Source organism: Sphingomonas sp. BRN-1R (assembly GCF_057748035.1).
On the sequence record NZ_CM173236.1, the window covers coordinates 129,076 to 147,485 of the forward strand.

13 protein-coding genes and 1 tRNA gene are annotated in these 18,410 nt (G+C 67.7%); 5 read left to right on the forward strand and 9 right to left on the reverse strand.

What is annotated here, in order from left to right; genetic code table 11:
• Positions 1-15: 15 nt before the first annotated feature.
• The gene (locus AC3ANX_RS00610; RefSeq protein ID WP_488335123.1) at positions 16-1,539 is read right to left on the reverse strand and encodes a lipopolysaccharide biosynthesis protein; all 1,524 of its coding nucleotides are present in this window, start codon (positions 1,537-1,539) and stop codon (positions 16-18) included.
• Positions 1,536-4,295, reverse strand: a complete 2,760-nt coding sequence (polA, locus tag AC3ANX_RS00615) for a DNA polymerase I (RefSeq protein ID WP_488335124.1) — start codon at positions 4,293-4,295, stop codon at positions 1,536-1,538. Before polA ends, AC3ANX_RS00610 begins: the two co-directional genes overlap by 4 nt.
• A gap of 403 nt (positions 4,296-4,698) precedes the next feature.
• Here polA and AC3ANX_RS00620 point away from each other — a divergent pair, with 403 nt between their 5' ends.
• Complete coding sequence (locus tag AC3ANX_RS00620) at positions 4,699-4,905, forward strand: hypothetical protein (protein ID WP_488335125.1); 207 nt, start codon at positions 4,699-4,701, stop codon at positions 4,903-4,905.
• Between the two features lie 3 nt (positions 4,906-4,908).
• On the opposite strand, the gene AC3ANX_RS00625 is transcribed toward AC3ANX_RS00620, so the two are convergent.
• From AC3ANX_RS00625 to AC3ANX_RS00635, 3 genes are all read right to left on the reverse strand, one after another.
• Positions 4,909-5,274 carry a hypothetical protein gene (locus AC3ANX_RS00625; protein WP_488335126.1) on the reverse strand — a complete coding sequence of 122 codons (366 nt, stop codon included), beginning with the start codon at positions 5,272-5,274 and terminating at the stop codon, positions 4,909-4,911.
• 150 nt (positions 5,275-5,424) lie between these two features.
• The gene (locus AC3ANX_RS00630) at positions 5,425-7,497 is read right to left on the reverse strand and encodes a S9 family peptidase (protein ID WP_488335127.1); all 2,073 of its coding nucleotides are present in this window, start codon (positions 7,495-7,497) and stop codon (positions 5,425-5,427) included.
• A gap of 47 nt (positions 7,498-7,544) precedes the next feature.
• Entirely contained in the window at positions 7,545-8,348 is an 804-nt protein-coding gene (locus AC3ANX_RS00635) for a hypothetical protein (RefSeq protein WP_488335128.1), read from the reverse strand.
• A gap of 257 nt (positions 8,349-8,605) precedes the next feature.
• Between AC3ANX_RS00635 and AC3ANX_RS00640 the strand changes: the two genes are divergently transcribed.
• Positions 8,606-10,402 carry an aminopeptidase P family protein gene (locus AC3ANX_RS00640; protein WP_488335129.1) on the forward strand — a complete coding sequence of 599 codons (1,797 nt, stop codon included), beginning with the start codon at positions 8,606-8,608 and terminating at the stop codon, positions 10,400-10,402.
• Positions 10,403-10,418: 16 nt separating this feature from the next.
• Here AC3ANX_RS00640 and AC3ANX_RS00645 read toward each other — a convergent pair whose 3' ends face one another.
• Complete coding sequence (locus AC3ANX_RS00645; RefSeq protein WP_488335130.1) at positions 10,419-10,562, reverse strand: hypothetical protein; 144 nt, start codon at positions 10,560-10,562, stop codon at positions 10,419-10,421.
• Positions 10,563-10,627: 65 nt separating this feature from the next.
• On the opposite strand from AC3ANX_RS00645, the gene AC3ANX_RS00650 reads away from it, so the two are divergent.
• The 3 genes from AC3ANX_RS00650 (at position 10,628) to AC3ANX_RS00660 (ending at position 13,000) form a co-directional block, all read left to right on the forward strand.
• Positions 10,628-10,702: transfer RNA gene (locus AC3ANX_RS00650), tRNA-Thr, on the forward strand.
• Positions 10,703-11,058: 356 nt separating this feature from the next.
• Positions 11,059-11,466 carry a very short patch repair endonuclease gene (locus tag AC3ANX_RS00655; RefSeq protein ID WP_488335131.1) on the forward strand — a complete coding sequence of 136 codons (408 nt, stop codon included), beginning with the start codon at positions 11,059-11,061 and terminating at the stop codon, positions 11,464-11,466.
• Positions 11,467-11,518: 52 nt separating this feature from the next.
• The gene (locus AC3ANX_RS00660; protein WP_488335132.1) at positions 11,519-13,000 is read left to right on the forward strand and encodes a DNA cytosine methyltransferase; all 1,482 of its coding nucleotides are present in this window, start codon (positions 11,519-11,521) and stop codon (positions 12,998-13,000) included.
• Here AC3ANX_RS00660 and AC3ANX_RS00665 read toward each other — a convergent pair.
• The 3 genes from AC3ANX_RS00665 to AC3ANX_RS00675 are packed head-to-tail and all read right to left on the reverse strand — an operon-like array spanning position 12,997 to position 18,366.
• The gene (locus AC3ANX_RS00665; protein WP_488335133.1) at positions 12,997-13,983 is read right to left on the reverse strand and encodes a PD-(D/E)XK motif protein; all 987 of its coding nucleotides are present in this window, start codon (positions 13,981-13,983) and stop codon (positions 12,997-12,999) included. The genes AC3ANX_RS00660 and AC3ANX_RS00665 overlap by 4 nt on opposite strands.
• On the reverse strand, positions 13,973-16,330 hold the full coding sequence (locus tag AC3ANX_RS00670) for a Z1 domain-containing protein (RefSeq protein ID WP_488335134.1): 2,358 nt from the start codon (positions 16,328-16,330) through the stop codon (positions 13,973-13,975). The genes AC3ANX_RS00665 and AC3ANX_RS00670 overlap by 11 nt, the downstream gene beginning before the upstream one ends.
• On the reverse strand, positions 16,330-18,366 hold the full coding sequence (locus AC3ANX_RS00675; RefSeq protein ID WP_488335135.1) for an ATP-binding protein: 2,037 nt from the start codon (positions 18,364-18,366) through the stop codon (positions 16,330-16,332). Before AC3ANX_RS00675 ends, AC3ANX_RS00670 begins: the two co-directional genes overlap by 1 nt.
• Positions 18,367-18,410: the final 44 nt, after the last annotated feature.

Here is an 18,410-nt window from a genome sequence, read left to right on the forward strand (position 1 = left end):
CGCGATGGCGGCGGATCAGGTCGCGGCGTTGGGTGCGGCGGTGGCCTTGGGTGTCCGCCGCAACAGTGCGCGATCCTCCGGGCCGAACGCGAAGGTCCACAGTACGAACAGATAGCTCGCCGCGATGGCGGGTTCGCCGAAGGTCAGTTCCGCCCATTCGAGCCGGTGCGGCAGCGAAGTGAAGATCGTCCCCACCGCGATCGCCGCCGCAATCGCCAGCAGCATCTGCCAGCGCCAGCCGCGCACCGGCGCGCCGAGCATCTTCGCGAGCACGCTCGATTTGACCAGCGACGACGTGCCCATCGCCAGCAGCAGCGCCACCGCCGGCCCCGCCGCCTGGTAATTGTCCGGCCAGCCGAGCGCACGCATCGCGAAGATCAGCGCGAAGCTCAGCACCACCTGCAAGGTCAGCGCACCGATCGACAGCATCAGGTTCAGATGCCGCGCAATATAGACGAGCGCGCTCTCGCACACCGCGCCGGTCGACGCGGCGACCTCGGCGCAGAGCAGGAACGCCATCGCCGCCGTGCCCGCGACGAACTGCGGCCCGACCACGCCCATCACCGCTTCGCCCGGGATCGACCCCATCAGCGCGAGCCCCGCCTGCGCCGCCATGATCCAGAAGCCGACCTGCCGCACCTGCTGCGCCACCGCCTTCCGATCGTTCTGCGCGAGGCTGGACGTGATGACCGGGCCGAGGATCGGGTCGAAACTGGTCTTGAGCTTGCCCGGCAAAGAGGCGATCTGCACCGCCATGTAGTAGATGCCGACGATCTTGGGCTCGAACAGATAGCCGAGGATCGCGCGATCGACGTTGCGTGATCCCCATTCGATCGCATCCGCACCCGCCAGCGGCACATTATGCCGCGCCAGTGCGACGAGGCGGCCGGGATCGGGCCGCCAGCCATAGGGCAGGCCGTAGCTTTTGAGGAACGGCACGAACGCCGCGGTCAGCGCCGCCAGCATCGACAGCATGTACGACAGGACCAGCCCGTCCTGCTTGGTGAAGAATGAGAAGACGAGGGCGGCGATGCTGATCGTCCACGGCTCGACGATCGCGCGCGCCGTGACCGATGCGCCGACGTTGCGGCGATAGGCGAGCGCGGCCAGGCTGATCTCGGTCCACGCCCATGCCACCACCACGACCGGCAGATAGCGTTCGAGTTCGCCGGTCAGCCCGCTTGGAAACATGATCTCGGGGACGGCGAACAGCACCACGCTCGCGATCGCCGAGGCGATGAACGCCACCGCCAGCGCATCCCACGCCACATGCGTGTGGCTCCGCTCGCCCGAATCGGCGAACGCCTGCGCGAGGCCGCGCTTCAGGCCCAAGGTGGCGAGCTGTGCGGCGAACTCGACCACCACCACCGCGAGCGCGAACCGCCCGACCAGATCGGGGCCATAGCTGCGCCCGGCGATGAACAGGAACGGCAGCCGCGCGGCAAGCCGCAGCAGGAAACCAAAGATGTTGGTTCGCCCGCCCTTGGCGAGCGCGTCGATATCGTCAGGCGCCCCCGCGCCTGTGGCCGCGTCGCTCAATGCGCCGCGCCCCAGCTTGCGCCTACGCCGATCTCGACGCCGAGCGGCACCGACAGCGTCAGCGCGGGCTCGGCGGCGGAGGCCATGACGCGCTCGATCACCGGCTTGGCCGCTTCGACATCGGCTTCGGGCAGTTCGAACACCAGTTCGTCATGCACCTGAAGCAGCATGCGGACATGGCCGAGGCCCGCTTCGGCCAGCGCCGGCTCCATCCGCACCATCGCGCGCTTGATGATGTCGGCGCAGGTGCCCTGGATCGGCGCGTTGATCGCGGCGCGCTCCGCACCCTGCCGCTCGTGCTGGACCTTGGATTTGATGCGCGGGAAGTGGGTTTTCCGCCCGAACAGCGTCTCGGTGTGCCCACGCTCGCGCACGAACTCGGTGGTTGCGGCGATATAGTTGCGGATGCCGGGGAAGCGCTCGAAATAGCGGTCGATCATCGCCTGCGCCTCGTCGGCGGTGACGTCGAGCCGACCCGCCAGACCCCAGCGCGAGATGCCGTAGAGGATCGCGAAGTTGATCGTCTTGGCGCGCCCGCGCGTGTCGCGGTTGACCTCGCCGAACAGCTCCTGCGCCGTGAGCGAGTGGATGTCCGCGCCGCTGGCGAACGCCTCGCGCAGTTGCGGCACGTCGGCCATGTGCGCGGCGAGGCGCAGCTCGATCTGCGAATAGTCGGCGGCGAGGATGACATTGCCGTCCTCCGCCACGAACGCGTCGCGGATCTGACGGCCGATCTCGGTGCGGATCGGGATGTTCTGCAAATTCGGGTCGGTCGAGGATAGCCGCCCGGTCTGCGCGCCGGTCAGGCTGTAGCTGGTGTGGACGCGGCCCGTCTCGGGGTTGATCTGTGCCTGAAGCGCATCGGTATAGGTGTTCTTGAGCTTGGTGAGCTGCCGCCACTCAAGCACCTTGGCGGCGATGCCCGCGCCCACTGAGTCCTTGTCGGCGGCGATCCGCTCAAGCTCGTTGACATCGGTCGAATAGACGCCCGACTTGCCCTTGCGCCCGCCTTTGATGCCCATGCGCTCGAACAGCACGTCGCCCAACTGCTTGGGGCTGCCGATCGTGAAGGGGCCGCCGGCGATCTCGTGGATCTCGACCTCAAGTGCGGCGATCTGCGTCGAGAACTCGCCCGAGAGGCCGGCAAGCTTGTCGCGATCGACCTTGATGCCGTGGCGCTCCATCCGCGCGATGACGGGAGCGAGCGGGCGGTCGACCATCTCGTACACGCGCGTCGCGCCCTCGGCGGCGAGGCGGGGCTTGAAGCGCCGCCACAGCCTGAGCGTCACGTCGGCATCCTCGGCGGCGTAGCGCGTCGCGGCGACGAGATCGACCTCGTTGAACTGGCGCTGCGTCTTGCCGACACCGATCACGTCCTTGAACGCGATGCAGCTATGCGACAGGTGCGTGGCGGCCAGCTCGTCCATGCCGTGGCCGTGCAGGCCGGCGTCGAGATCGAAGCTCATCAGGATCGTGTCGTCGAACGGCGCCACGTCGATGCCGAGGCGCCCCAGCACGATCATGTCGTATTTGAGATTGTGGCCGATCTTGAGGACCGAGGCGTCCTCCAACAGCGCCTTCAATTTGTCGAGCGCGACCACCGTGGCGATCTGCGCCGGCCGCTCCGCGAACAGCCCGGTCCCGCCGTGCGCGAGTGGGATGTAGCACGCGCGGTTGGCTTGCAGTGCCATGCTGATGCCGACCAGTTCGGCGCGAGTCGCGTCGATGCCGGTGGTTTCGGTGTCGATCGCGACCCAGCCCTGATGGCGCGTAGCGGCGATCCACGTGTCGAGTGCGGCTTCGTCCACGACCGTCTCATAGCCGTCGTGGTCGCAGGCCGGTTCCTCCTCGGGCGTCAGCACGCTTTTCGGTGTCTCGACCGGCGCGTCCGCCACTGCCGACAATTTGGTCAGCAGCGACTTGAAACCGTGATGTTCGAGGAACGCCCGCAACGGTGCATCGGGGATGCCCTGCAACGCAAGATCGTCGAGCGGCTCGGGCAGGTTCTGGTCGCATTTGAGCGTCACCAGCACTTTCGACAACCGCGCATTGGCTGCCTGCTCGATCAGATTGTCGCGCAGCTTGCCCTTCTTCATGCCCTCGGCGGCGGCGAGTACGCCTTCGAGGTCGCCATGTTCGAGGATCAGCTTGGCGGCGGTCTTGGGGCCGACACCGGTGACGCCGGGCACGTTGTCGACGCTGTCGCCCATCAGCGCGAGCACGTCGCCGAGCTTGTCGGGGCCGACGCCGAACTTCTCGACGACGTGATCCGCGCCAAGCCGCCGGTTGTTCATCGTGTCGTACATATCGACCGACGGATCGGTCATGAGCTGCATCAGATCCTTGTCCGAGGACACGATCGTCACCTGCCAGCCCTGCGCCAATGCGGCGTTGGTGTAGCAGGCGATGATATCGTCCGCCTCGAGCCCCTCCTCCTCGATGCAGGGCAGCGAGAAGGCGCGCGTGGCATCGCGGATCATCGGGAACTGGGGTACGAGATCCTCAGGGGGGGGCGGGCGATGCGCCTTGTACTGGTCGTACAGTTCGTTGCGGAACGTCTTGGAGGATTTGTCGAGGATCACCGCCATGTGCGTGGGGCCGTCGGCGGTGTTCAGCTCGTCGACCAGCCGCCACAACATGGTGGTATAGCCATAGACCGCCCCGACCGGCTCGCCATGCTTGTTGGTGAGCGGCGGGAGGCGGTGATAGGCGCGGAAGATATAGCCCGAGCCGTCGACAAGATAGAGATGTGGCATTGTGGGCGCGGAATAGCCCAGCGTGGCGGACAGCACAAAGGCTTAGAATGGGTGGGGGCGAGCGTGTGGCTTTTGCGTCACGTAAGCGCTCGGCTTGGGTTGCGGTGTCGCACCTTCCGAGCGGAGACTTGGTTCACGCGGGGGCGCGGAGACGCGGAGCGGTTGCGCATGGGGCAGGCGGTTCACCAAGCACGCGGCCAGCTTTCACTCTTTTCTTATCTTCGCGCTCCGCGCCTCCGCGTGCAAAATCTGTTCCGGCGGAGGGCGATTGAATTCGCGCAGAGGCGCAGGGGACGCAGAGAAAGGGAAGAGACTGCGGCGCTTTGCGCGAACCATTCGACCTGGCCTGTATTAACCAGCCTCGCAAAGGATCGGTTGACCGTCATGCGCTACACGTAATCGCATGCCCTACGCCAAACTCTTCCGCAGCCGCTGGGCCGCCGTGTTGTGGGCGGGCGGTATCCTGTGGACGGCGGTGGACGTCGTCGGCGTGGCGCCCGCCAAGCAGCCGGTCACGGCGAACGCGGCCGATCCGCTGACGGATGCGACCGGCAGCGATGTGGACGGCAACGATCTCGCCATCCTCGCCAACGTCATGGCCGGCAAGTGAGGCTCAGCGCGCCTTCGGCTTGACCGGCGGGCGCGGGCGGCGCGTCTCGACCGTGGGCGGGCCGGACTTGCCGCGTGGGCGGGGCGGCGGCGTGGGTCCGCGCGGGGCCGGGGGCGGCGGCGTGCCGCGACTCGGCGCGACGGTGTAGCCTTCCTTCAGCAGCCGCGAGAAGGCATCGCGCACGCTGGCGGTGATCGCGGCCTGCACCTCGGCGGGCAGATCGGCCAGCGTGGTGTTGGCGTGGATCGCGTTCAGGTCACGTACCAGCGCGTTGGGCAGCCCGCCCGACGCCTTCTTGAGCGCCATGAACGCATCGAGCGTCGCGGCGACGAGGATGTCCTGCATCAGGTCGGTTGCGGATTTTGCCATCCGCGCGCCAAGCCACGAGTGCGCCCGTCGCGCAAGCCCCACAGCCGAGTCGCGCGGCGAATTTTGCTCTTACGCCGTTCGTTCCGAGCGAAGTCGAGGGGCCACCCGTACACAGGTGTCTCGACTACGCTCGACACGAACGATTCGGGCCTAGTCCTCGATCCCCAACTGCCACAGCACGAAGGCGTGTTCCTCTGCCGCCTCGCGCAGCGACTCGAACCGGCCCGACTTGCCGCCGTGGCCCGCGCCCATGTTGGTCTTGAGGAACAGCACATTGTCGTCGGTCTTGGTCGCGCGCAGCTTGGCGGCCCATTTGGCGGGCTCCCAATAGGTCACGCGCGGATCGTTGAGCCCGCCCGAGATGAACAGCGGCGGATAGGCTTGCGGCTTGACCTGATCGTAGGGCGAGTACGACCGGATCAGCTCGAACGCCGCCTTGTCCTCGATCGGGTTGCCCCATTCGGGCCATTCGCCCGGCGTCAGCGGCAGCTCGGCGTCGAGCATGGTGTTGAGCACATCGACGAACGGCACGTCCGCGATCACCGCGCCCCATAGTTCGGGATCGGAATTGACCACCGCGCCCATCAGCTCACCGCCCGCCGAGCGCCCCGCGATCGCGATCTTCCCTGCGCTGGTCCAGCCCTGTTCGATCAGCCCCTTCGCCACGTCGACGAAATCGTTGAACGTGTTGGTGCGCTTTTCGAGCTTACCGTCGTGATACCATTGCTGGCCGAGATCGTCGCCGCCACGAATATGCGCGATCGCATAAGCGAAGCCGCGATCGAGCAGCGACAGCCGCCCGGTCGAGAAGCCCGGCGGGATCGCGTGGCCATAGGCACCGTAGGAGTAGAGATAGAGCGGCGCCGAACCGTCCTTCACGAAATCCTTCGGGTACACGATCGACACCGGCACGTGCGTGCCGTCGCGCGCGGTGATCTTGAGCCGTTCGGTGCGATAGCCGTCCGCATCGTAGCCGGAGGGGATCTCCTGCACCTTCAGCACGGTCATCTCGCCGGTGGCGACGTCGTAATCATAGGCGGTGCCGGGCGTAACCATCGATTCGTAGCCGAGCCGCAGCACGTCCATCGCATATTCGGGATTGTCGCCGAGGCCTGCGTCGTAGCTCGCCTCGGGGAAGGCGATGCGCTTTGGCGCGCCGCCGTCATAGCGGTGGATCTCGACCTGATCGAGCCCGTCCTCGCGCCCGTCGACGATGAAGAAGTCGCGGAAGCACGACACGCCGGTCATGTAGAAGTGGGGCGAGGGCGCGATCACTTCGGACCAGTCGCCCGGCGCGTCGAGGCTCGCGGTGCACAGCCGCCACATCGGGTCGATGTCGTTGGTGTGGATGAACAACGTGCCGTCATGCTCGTCCACGTCATATTCGCGCCCGGGCACCCGCGCCGAGACCAACAGCGGCTTGGCGAGCGGATCGTTGGCGGGGAGCAGATACACTTCGCTGGTGACGTGATCGCCGGTCGCGATGATGATCCAGTTGCGCGCGCTCGTCTCCGAAACGCCGACGCGGTAGCCCTCGTCCGCCTCGCGGAACAGTTCGATATCGTCCTTGGGATCGGTGCCGAGCCAGTGCAGCCGCGCATTGTCGGTACGCCATTGTTCGTTGGCGAGCCCGTACAGGAAGCCCTTGTCGTCGGCGGTCCACACGATCTCGGACAGCGTGCCGGGGATCACGTCGGCGAGATGCTCGCCGGTTTCCAGGTTCTTGACGCGCAGCTCGAACCGTTCAGAGCCATTGTCGTCGATCGCATAGGCGAGCAGCGTGCCGTCGTTGCTGACCGACAGGGTGCCGAGCCGGAAATATTCCTTGCCCTCTGCCAGCGCCGGCTCGTCGAGCATGAGCTGGTCTTCGCCGCCCGCGACGGGCTTGCGCCACCATTTGCGATATTCGCCACCGGTCTCGAACGCGGTCCAGTACAGCCAGTCGCCGTCCTTCTGCGGCACCGAGGACTCGTCTTCCTTGATGCGCGCCTTCATCTCCGCATAGAGCCGATCGACCAGCGGCTTGCGCGGTGCCATCAGCGCCTCGAAATAGGCGTTCTCGGCCTCGAGATAGGCGAGCACGTCCTTGTCGGTCACCTCGGGATAGCCCGCGTCCTTCAGCCAGGCATAATCGTCCGTGACGGTGATGCCGTGGCAGGTGAAGCTGTGCGGGCGGCGCTCGGCGACGGGCGGTGTCGGGCGGTCTTGCGGCGTGTCGGTCATCCCCAGACCCTTAACGCGCGACGGCGGCTTGTCGAGCGCGCCCGCGTTCAGGAATAGCTGACCGCCCAGTGGCGGATCTCGACATGGCCGATCCCCCATAACGGCTCCGCGCCGATCGCGACGCCGCTGAACCATTCCTCGCCGGTGACGAGTCGCTTGGTGCGCAACCAGCCGAGCGCCGCGAGCATGTCGATCTCGCCGCGCCCGATATCCGCTCCGTCGGCGGGGACGAACATGCAGTAGCGCTCGTCCATGGTCACGTTCCAGCGCCGTCCCTGGGGATCGGTATAGCTGCCGACCGGCTTGGCACGCGCCGCGAACTGGGCGCTGGGCTTGGGCGTGTGGAGGAACCAGCCGATCTCGATCAGCTTCGATTCGCTGTTCGCGGGATCGGACCGGAGGTAGAACTCGGTCAGCAGGTTGGCCTCGCCCGCCGGCGCGGAATAGCTCCAGTCGAACGCCTGCTTCAGCGCCTTGATCGCCTTGACCTGGCGGGGCGGCACGGCGACATCGGTTTCGCCGCCGTCATAGGCACCGAACGCGACCATATTATACCCCCATACGCCGACCGCCACCCCGGCCGGGCGGTGGAGCGGCCAGCGCCACGAAATGCCGGTGTTGTCGGGGAATTTGGCGAGATCGACCCGGATCTGGTCGCTGCCGGCGGCGGCCCCGCCCTTGGCGGTCGCGTCACCGCCCCATGGCTGCGCGAAGGCCATGTACTGGCCGCGGCTGAACGCCTGCTTGTCGGCGAAAGGTGCGCGGCCGTCGTCGGAGATATACCACCACGCCGCAAGCGCCGCCACAACCAGCACGATCACGGCGACGATGATCCAGCGATATCGACGCATAGCGGTCTCCGTAAATCCATTCGCGGTATCGGCCCCGGCGCGCGGATGGCCGCGTCGCAGCGTGCCGCAGTGCAGCAGATGCGGGTGGCTATCGCAGACCGTGCCGCGCCCGTCCAGAGCCGCCGCCTTCGCCCGCACCGCGCGCTCACTCTTCCACCACGACCGGGATGCCCGGCCGCGTATAGCCGGCCTGTGCAGCGCTGCGGGTTTCTGGCAGACCGGCGCTCTTTCCACGCTGCACCACCGGGACCGCTGCCATGTCGACCTACTCAGCCCGCCTCGCCGCCTTGCGCGAACAGCTTGCCCGCGCGTCGCTCGATGGGTTCGTCGTACCGCTCACCGACGAGCATATGAGCGAATATGTCGGCGATTATGCGCAGCGGCTCGCCTGGCTGACCGGGTTCCAGGGCTCGGCCGGAACGGCGGTGGTGCTGCCCGAGGCGGCGGCGATCTTCACCGACGGGCGCTACACCCTGCAAGTGCGCGAGCAGGTGTCGGCCGACGACTGGCACTATGTCGCGGTGCCCGCGACCAGCGTCGCGGGCTGGCTCGGCGCGCATGCCGGGCAAGGCGCGCGTATCGGCTATGACCCGTGGCTGCACACCCGCGCCTGGGTGGCCGAGGCGACCCGCGCACTCGCCGAGCGCGGCGCGGCGCTGGTGGCGGTCGATACCAATCCGGTCGACGCGGTGTGGCCCGACCGGCCAGCGCCCTCCGACGCGCGGCTGGTGGTGCAGGACGATGCGATCGCCGGTGCCTCCTCGGCCGAAAAGCGCGCGCTGATCGCCGACTGGCTGGCCGAGCGCAAAGCCGATGCGGTGGTGCTGACCGCGCTCGATTCGATCGCATGGGCGCTCAACGTGCGGGGTCGCGACGTCGCGCACACGCCGGTCGCCCTGTCCTATGCGATCGTCGCTGCCGACGGCACCGCCGACCTGTTCGTCTCCCCTGACAAGATCGACGATGCGGTGCGCCAGCATCTCGGTAATGCGATTCGCCTGCGCGATCGCGCCGACTTCGCGGGCGCGCTGGCGGGCTTCGCGGGCAAGCGCGTCGCCGCCGATCCCGAGCGCGCGGTCGCGGCGATCTTCGAGTCGCTCGAGGCGGGCGGCGCGACCGTGCTTCCCTTGCGCGACCCTGCGGTGCTCGCCAAGGCGACCAAGAACCCGGCCGAGATCGCGGGACACCGTGCGGCCTCCGCGCGCGACGGCGCCGCGCTCGCGCGGTTCCTGCGCTGGGCCGAGACGGCATTGCCGGCAGGCGGCGAGACCGAACTGTCGGCGGCGGCGAAGCTACAGGCGTTCCGCGAAGCGACCGGCGTGTGGCTCGACAGTTCGTTCGACACGATCTCCGCGACCGGCGCGCACGGGGCGAGCCCGCATTACAAAGTGACGGAGGAGTCGAACGCGGCGATCGAACCGGGCCAGCTCTACCTCGTCGATTCGGGTGGTCAGTACCGCGACGGCACCACCGACGTGACGCGCGTGATCCCGGTTGGAACGCCGAGCGAGGAGATGCGCGACCGCTTCACCCGCGTGCTGCGCGGCCATATCGCGCTCGCCACCGCGATCTTTCCGCCCGGCACCACCGGCGGCCAGCTCGACGGGTTCGCGCGCCGGCCGCTGTGGGAGGCGGGGCTCGACTATGCGCATGGCACCGGCCACGGCGTCGGCGCGTATCTCGCGGTGCACGAGGGGCCGCAGCGCATCGCGCAGCCGTTCTACCCCGGCGGCGGCCCGTCCGAGCCGCTGCGCGCGGGCATGATCCTCTCGAACGAGCCCGGCTATTACAAGGCGGGCGAGTACGGCATCCGCATCGAGAACCTGATTCTGGTCGAACCGCGCGAGATCGCAGGCGCCGAGCAGGCGATGCTCGGATTCGAGACGCTCACCTTCGTGCCGATCGAACGCTCGTTGATCGTCGCCGAGATGCTGAGCGCCGCCGAGCGCGCATGGCTCGACGCCTATCATGCCCAGGTGCTGGCGGTGCTCGGCCCGCAGATGGACGATGCCGAGCGGATGTGGCTCGCCGCCAAATGCGCGCCGATCGCCTGAGCGCGCGCGCGCCTGTTCACCCCTCGCGGTCGCCTGCGCGGGGTGGAGAGTCGGCGGCACCGTCGGCATCCGCCTCGCCGCGCGCGCGGGCTTTGCGCCGTCGCAGGTTCTCACGCAGCGCCGCCGCCAGCCGGTCTTCACGGGTTTCCTTGTCGCTCATTCGCATAACGCCTTGACAATCGGGTCCGCCTCGTCTCTTACGCGCGCTCCGCGATAACCGGAAATGCTGCCGTAGCTCAGTGGTAGAGCGCATCCTTGGTAAGGCTGAGGTCGTGAGTTCAATCCTCACCGGCAGCACCAGCATCTCATTGAAAAGCTTAGCTTAATTTCTCCCTTCGGGGATCCGAAATCCCCGCGCGCAGGCTGCGGAAGCACCACGGAAGCAAATCGAAGGGAATTGTGGCGTATGGCCGGCGCGGTTCAGCGCCGGTTGCAGCTTCGGCGAAGCACGCTCCCGCTGACGAGTACGCGTCAGGAATAGGCCGCCGATGCCCCGACTCGATTGATCCTGTGCACCGAGCCGTTCTACTCGTGCCGGCACGTGCTCAATGCTGGGTGACAGGCGACCAGCGAAGCAGACGGACCAGTCGACCGAAGGAGGAAAGCTCATCGCACGACCCTCCTTCGAGGACGTCGCTCCGGCACGCCGCCGCAACATGGCGGCGATCCGGAGCAAGAACACCAAGCCCGAAATACGCGTCCGGAGCCTGCTCCACCGCGCCGGCTATCGCTTCCGGCTGCACAGGACTGACCTTCCGGGCAAGCCCGACATCGTGCTCCCCGGTCGACGGGTCGTGATCGTTGTCCACGGGTGCTTCTGGCATCGGCACGGCTGCAGCAGGTCGGTGCTGCCGCGAACGCGCGCCGACTGGTGGCAGGCCAAGCTGAACCGCAACGTCGAACGGGACAGCCGGAACCAGCATGACCTGGACGACCTCGGATGGAGGACGGTGGTCGTCTGGGAGTGCGAGCTGAGGGACGAGGCTGCGCTCCTGGCGCGCCTCGAGGCCGAGCTGCGGGGTTCGTGCTCGCCTGCGGAGCCCGATGTGCTAGGAACAGGCTGAAGAGGGAGAACTCGCGGGCGTGCCCGGAGTGTCGGAACACCACGGGACGGACATGAAGGCCGCAGACGACAATGCAGACGTCATCATCGCCGAAAAGCTGACGCGGCTGAGGGCGGGCGGCCGCCCTAGGGTTCTCGACCTCTTCGCCGGGGCCGGCGGCATCAGCCTCGGCTTCCACCGAGCCGGCTTCAGCATCGAAGGCGCAGTGGAGATGGATCCGCTCGCAGCCCTGACCCACGCGAGCAACTTCCACCCGGGTTCCAACCGCTTCGCCGCGCATGCGAAGGCGCGGGACATCACCACGACGGAACCCGACGACATCGTCGCGGAACTCGGACTGGGCAACGTCGCCGGTGCGATCGACGTGCTGGTCGGAGGGCCGCCCTGTCAGGCCTACGCCCGCGTGGGCCGGGCCAAGCTGCGCGAGGTCGCCGACCACCCGGAGGCCTTCCGCGTCGACCCGCGCGGCAACCTCTACCTCCGCTACCTCGAATACGTCCGGGCCTTCCAGCCGCTCGCCGTGCTGATCGAGAACGTCCCGGACATCCTGCACTACGGGCACCACAACGTCGCCGAGGAGATCGTCGAGGCGCTCGAGGCGCTCGGCTACGTCGCCGGCTACTCGCTTATCAACTCGGCGTTCCACGGCGTTCCGCAGATGCGCGACCGCGTCTTCCTCGTCGCCTACCGGTGCGAGCTCGGCCTGCGGGTGCGTTTCCCGAGCGCGACCCATCACCTCACGCTCCCACCCGGCTACGCCGGGACGCGAGCGGTCGCCCTGCGCTACGTCGACCGGCTCGGAGGCCGTGGCTTCGTCCAGCCCGACCTCGGGCAGGAGGACCTGCCCGCGGCCATCAGCGCGACCGACGCGATCGGCGACCTGCCGCCGGTAAGCGGTCGCGGCGTGAAGCGCGGCGCCCGGCGCTTCGACACGCTGGCAGGCTACCGCGAGACGCCGCCTTCCGCATACGCCCGCGACATGAGGAGCTGGCCCGGGTTCTCGTCCGAGCACGGCGTCTGGGATCACGTCATCCGGGCGCTGCCGCGCGACACGGCCACCTTCTCGGAGATGCGGCCGGGCGCCGAATATCCTGAGGCGCGCAGGACGGCAGAGCAGATCGCGGAACGTCTAGCCGGCGAGCGCGGACTGCGGCGCGGCACGGCGGCCTTCAAGGCGCTGCACGCGTCCATCGTGCCGCCCTACGACGTCACGAAGTTCCCGAACCGCTGGTGGAAGCTGCGGCCCGACTTCCCGGTCCGGACGCTTATGGCCCACATCGGCAAGGATACCTACTCGCACATCCATTACGACGGCGACCAAGCGCGCACCATCTCGGTGCGCGAGGCGGCGCGGCTGCAGTCGTTCCCCGATGGCTTCCGCTTCTCGGGGACGATGAACCCGGCGTTCCGGCAGATCGGGAACGCGGTGCCGCCGCTGATGGCGTTCGCACTGGCCGAGATCATCCGTGCCGACCTCGTGCAGGCCGCCGTCGCGGCGAACGAGCAGCCGACCCTTCGCGCGGCGGCAGGCTAGCGCGCCGCCACGGACGCTTCGAGCAGAACGGCCACCTCGTCCAAATCGAGCGTCGGGAGGTTCGCCAGACTGATCGTGTATCTCACCGCAACGACGCCAGTCGGCGGGTCGAAATCCTCCGTCAGTCGCGGGAACTGGTCGTCCACCTCGTAGAACGCGGCCTCGCTGAGGTTGAAGGTCAGCAGCTCTCCGGAACGGCGCATTCCGTCGCTCCAGTCCAGCCTGAAGAGCTTCAGCAAAAAGGCGTCCGCCAGTCCGGGTTCGTCCCGAATCAGGTGCAGCACCTCGTCGACCATCGTCGCGACCGTCGTTTTTCCACCGATCGTCGACTCCAGCCTGACTGAGGCGAGCACCAGGGTGGCGTCTCCACCGATCCAGAGCTGATCGAGACGCGAGATCTCGTGCTCGTGCCGTGCGCGGGTGGTCGTCTTCACCTCGATGTGGAGCAGTCCGGCGATGAAGTCGTGGCGCTCGCTTTCCGCGCCGCTCCAGGAGAGGATCGCAGCTGCGCCGAGAGCGGGGATCATCACGCGGGCGAGGATGATCAGCTCCCCGACGAGCCCGATCTGCACCGACCTCGACATGGCGGGCCGGATCGCGCGGAACGCGGCAAGCCACCGCCGCACGATCGAGTCCACCGCCGCCCAGGGCTCGCGCCCCTCGCTGAAGACCGCCTGCACGATCTCGCGGCAGATCGGTGTGAACACGCGCTCGTGCTGCGGCTCGGCGGTGACGCTCAGGTAGGGGCCGGCGTCGGTCATCCTGGATCGCACCCGGAGCCCGTTCAGGTCGGCGATGGTGCGTAGGACCTCCGCGTCCGGGACGGGAATGAGCAAGTGGAGTGCTCCGGCCGCGTCCATGCCTGCAAGGATGCCGCTGACCTGTTCGTCCCACACTACGCTGCGCGTCGCGAGACTGCCGTCGCTCAGCGGGCGCTCCGCGCGGAGTATCGCCCACCCGGACTCGGTGAGATCAGTCTCCACGGGCAACGCCGAGGTTGACGACGGAAGTGCCCGAACCATCGGACGTTCTTGGCAGGCTCACCGCCACGGCGATAACGCTGTCGACGCCCGTGATCCCGAACGGCCCCGGGTCGAGAGGGTAGAGCAGTAGCAAGCCCTGTGAAACAGGCCGGGCAGCGCGCATCGCGCCCGCGTCAAAATCGCCGTTCCGACGCCGGTAGGCATCCGGCCCGCCGGGCAGGTCGACACCTTCGTGACGCGGGTCGATCAGGATGCCGATGCCTTCGGAGCTGATCGGAGAGCGCGTGACCACACCCAGCGTGTGGCCGCCGAGCCTTATGTCCGCGCCCTTCGCCGAGCCGGCGACGAACACCGACCAATCGATGAGTTCGCCGACGCGCGCACGACCCTCGATCCAATCGGCCAGTTCGGGGCCGCGGAAGGCGACGACGTCGTTGTGGGTGCGGTAGAGCCGCAGGAACTCGCAGACGATCTCAGGTGCGAGGTCCTGGAAGAGGAAGCCGCCCGAAACGGCGCGGCCGGGCCCGGCGCCTGCCACGAGGCGCTCGGCAAGGAGCCGGTTGTCACTGAGCTTGTCCCCCTCCGACAAAGGCAGCATGACCGTCTGCGGGTGCTCGCCCGACCAGGAGTCCGGCACTTCGGAGGACATCCCCGCCTTGTTGCGGGACGTCAGCAGCAGGCCGCTGTGGGCCCGCAGCCGAATGGCCATCTCGTCGGGTCGCCTGCCCGCACGCGCGAGCGTCTGGAGCGCATCGCGCAGCGACTGCTCGACCAGCGCAAGTTCCGTGAACCAGTGTGCGATGCCCTGGGTCGTCCAGATGCGGATCAGGTCCTCGTAGCCGGTGCGGAAGCCATACCACCGGGCCATCTGCAGCAACGTGTCTGCCATGCTGGTGGTGCGCAGGAAGTAGGAGATGGTCAGCCCCTCGAGCGTCAGCCCGCGCGAAAGCCGGTTCCCACCGATCGCCACGATGTGACGGGCGATCCTCGATCCGTAGCTCAGGTCCTCCCCTGAAACGCTGTTCAGCTCCAGGATCTCGAGCCCCGCCAGGATCTCGGCCGCACGGGCCAGCACCGTCTCCATGGGCGCGGACAGGTCCGTGCCCTGGAGGTGGCGAGTGATCACACCACCGAACAGTGCATCCAGGCTCTGCCCCTGACGGATCGCCTCGATCCACAGGTCGCGCTGCGAGCGCATGAGACCCGCTATACGTGCCTGGTCGTCGGTCCGTGCGCTGACGTGCACGAGCATGGTGTGCGGCTGACCTGCCAGATCTGGCCGAAACTCCCGCACGGCTCCCGCGACGCAGAAGGTCAGGAAGGCCTCGGAAAGCGACTTCGGAACTGAGGCGCCCTCCGGACCGATCACCACTCCGGTGTTGCGCTTGCCCCGGTTTCGCCGCAGCGCCGCGACATCATCGTCCGGGACGTCGCGCAGCACGTCGCGACCCTGTGCGGAGACGCCGAACAGCTCCTCGGTGCCCGTGTAGCCGTCAGGCCGGGGCAGCTGGATCGCGAAGTCTCGAGGAAAAAGGTCTTCACCGACCTCGCGGTCCACCCCGTCCGGGTCGATGAAGATGTTCGCGAACGGAGTGGCGGTGTAGGCGACGTAGCAGGCCCGGGGCAGCAGACCGAGCATCGTCCGGATCTTGGCGTTTGTGCGCGAGGGCGCGCTCTCCTGATCCTCAGTATCGTCGCCATCGTCGATGGCGGGGTCCCGCGATCGGTTCGAACCCGTGTTGATCGACGCCTGATCGGCCTCGTCGTCGATCACGAGGGCCGGCAGACCGGCAAGGTCCGCGCCGGCTCCCTGAAGGAAGGCATTCAGCCGGTCGAGGATCCGGGTGTTCTTCTTCAGAACGACCAGGAACGCGCCCGGCCCGCGCAGGACCTCCGGATCGGCGGCGCTGAAGTCGGAGGTCCGCGACGTCAGCAGCGTCCAGCCCGACGGGACCCGCCCATCATCGCCAACTCCGACCAGCTCGCGCTCGAGCCGGACCTGCGTCTGGTTGCGCAGGGCATCGTGGATGCCGGACAGCACGATGAAGAGGCGGTAGCCAGCATCGGCGGCGCGCGCGGCGACCGCGGTATAGTTCGCGGTCTTGCCACTCTGGACGTAACCCACGACCAAACCGCGTCCGCTGAAGTCGCCGTTGGACAGCGGGTCGTGCAGGTGGCGGAGGACCCTGAACGATTCGGCTTCCAGCGAGTCGATCTGCGGCTGCTCCCAGCGGCCACCATCCAGCAACAGCCGCTCCAGCCTGTCCCAGTTGCGCCAGGATCCCGGACCCAGCCTGTCGGTCCAGACCGGGGTGGCCGGCGGCGTCGACAGGATGCGCAATGACATCACGCGGCGTCCTCGTCGCCGAGCAGGTCGGCCTGCAGATCCTTCGCGTCGAGCAGGGCCAGGAACGCCGCCAGCTCGCGGACGCCCTCCGGATCCTTGTCGAGACGGGCGGCCAGGGCGCGAAGCGGACCGAGCCGATTGCTGACCTGGAGGTCGCGCCCGCCGGTCAGGTTCGGACCGATTTTCCAACCGAAGCGCGGGCTGGTGACCATGCGCAGCGTGACGGGCACCTCCTCCGGCACCGGTGCGGGCGTCGGCGGCGTCCCCATGTCGCCCGGCCCTCCGATCGGTTCGCCCGGCGCCGGGGGCTGAGGGGCAGGTCCGCCACCCGTGATCGGTGGGGTCGGCGTCGGCACAGGTGCTGGCGTCGGTATCGGTGCGGGCTTCTGGCCGGTCTTGCTGTATTTTGCCTTGCTGGCGTTACGCGCGGGCGTCGCCTGGGCCTTGATCTTCTCCTGGAGCGATCCCGGCAGGCTGACAGACCGCTTTGTGATGTTGATCGCGAAGGGGCCGTCCAGTTTGGTCCCGAACGACACGACCACGCGGGCGAGCTTGGTCTTCTCGTCGCTGGTGGTCCAGATCTCGTGCCAGCCGCCCCACTTGATCAAACGGTCGTTGCGGTAGACGAACAGCCCCTGGCTCTCGTTACGGCGCCCGTAGAGCCCAAGCCGGTTGAGTTCCTCGTTCACCACGGCGGGACCTTCGGGCTTGTGGTGCTGCCGAACCTCTTCTTCGGAGGGCAGGACGAAGGCCTGCACCTTGACCGGCTCGTTCCCGCCCTCGACCGGGATGCCGATGGTCTTCTGATCGTATGGCGTCACGAGCGCATGACCGACGGGATTGTTCGGCGCCACAGCCTTGTCGTTGATCCTGATCGTGACCTTCTTCCGGTTCGTCGCCTCTCCCTCGAGGAAGCGATGAAAGACGAGCGCCAGTTCGCGGGTCAGCTGCGAGATCTCGGCCGTCCAGGGCGTCACACCCGGGACATTCAGCGCGGCCGCGGGCGGCTTCATCTCCTTCCAGAGCACGACGGTGCCCTGATCACCCGGCGTCGCGACCTCGGCCTCCCACTCCTCCAGCGGCGCTGAGCTCGCGACCCAGTCGGCGAGATTGCGACGATCCCAGCTGAGATGCACCATCGCTCCGCCACGACGGCGGCTGACGACGGTGAAGACCGGCGCCTGCGACCAGGACGCGCCCTTCAGTCCGTAGCCGAACTTGCCCAGGCTGTTGCTCTCGTAGTCGACCTCGCTGCCCAGCGTCATGGCCTCGTCGAGCTCGGCCGCATCCATCCCGTGACCGTTATCCCGGATGGTCATCCAGCGCCCGTGGCCGCCGTTCGGCTCCGAGAAGCGGATGTCGATCTCCGTCGCATCCGCGCTTATCGAGTTGTCGACGATATCAGCGACGGCGCTGGCAAGCGTGTGCCCCGTCTGCGCGATGATCTCCGCCATCCGCGCGGGACGGGGCGGAAGGCGTCGACCTCCGGCCGGCTGCTCGACCCCTGCTCCCATCCCCTGCTCCCCTTTCTCGTCCGCCTCAAACATGTCCGGCCTCGCCGCACTCAGCACCGAGCGAACCTTCGATCCCTCCTCCGCGTGCAGCGCGATCATTCCGGCGCGCGCCAGACCCGCCGTCGCGCCATCCGCCAGGACAGCCAGAGTGACCGGATCGTCGGACGCGAACACGACCCAATTCCCCGCGGCGGGATCCCGCCCCGCATCCACGTCCATCGCGAACAGGCACCCCGGTTCGACAAAGGCGTAGATCGCGTCACGCGGGCAATTACCTTCCAGACGCCAGTTCTTCGCCTGCCTAGTCAACCAGTGCGGCGCGGACACGACTCCGGCGTCGGTGTCGTATCCAAGCTGCAGCGCGATCCGCTCGCTATCGGCCGCGGTGGGGAACACGCGGTCGACCACATCCCCATCGAAGTTGATCGCCCGTTGCTTGGAGCCCTCTCTGCCCTGCCGCCGATACTCGTGGAACATGCCCAGCTCGCTGTGAGTGAGCACCCTCAGAATCAGAAACTTCATCCCTGCGTCCCGCTCACCGCCTCGTCACCCCTCCGGTCCGAACT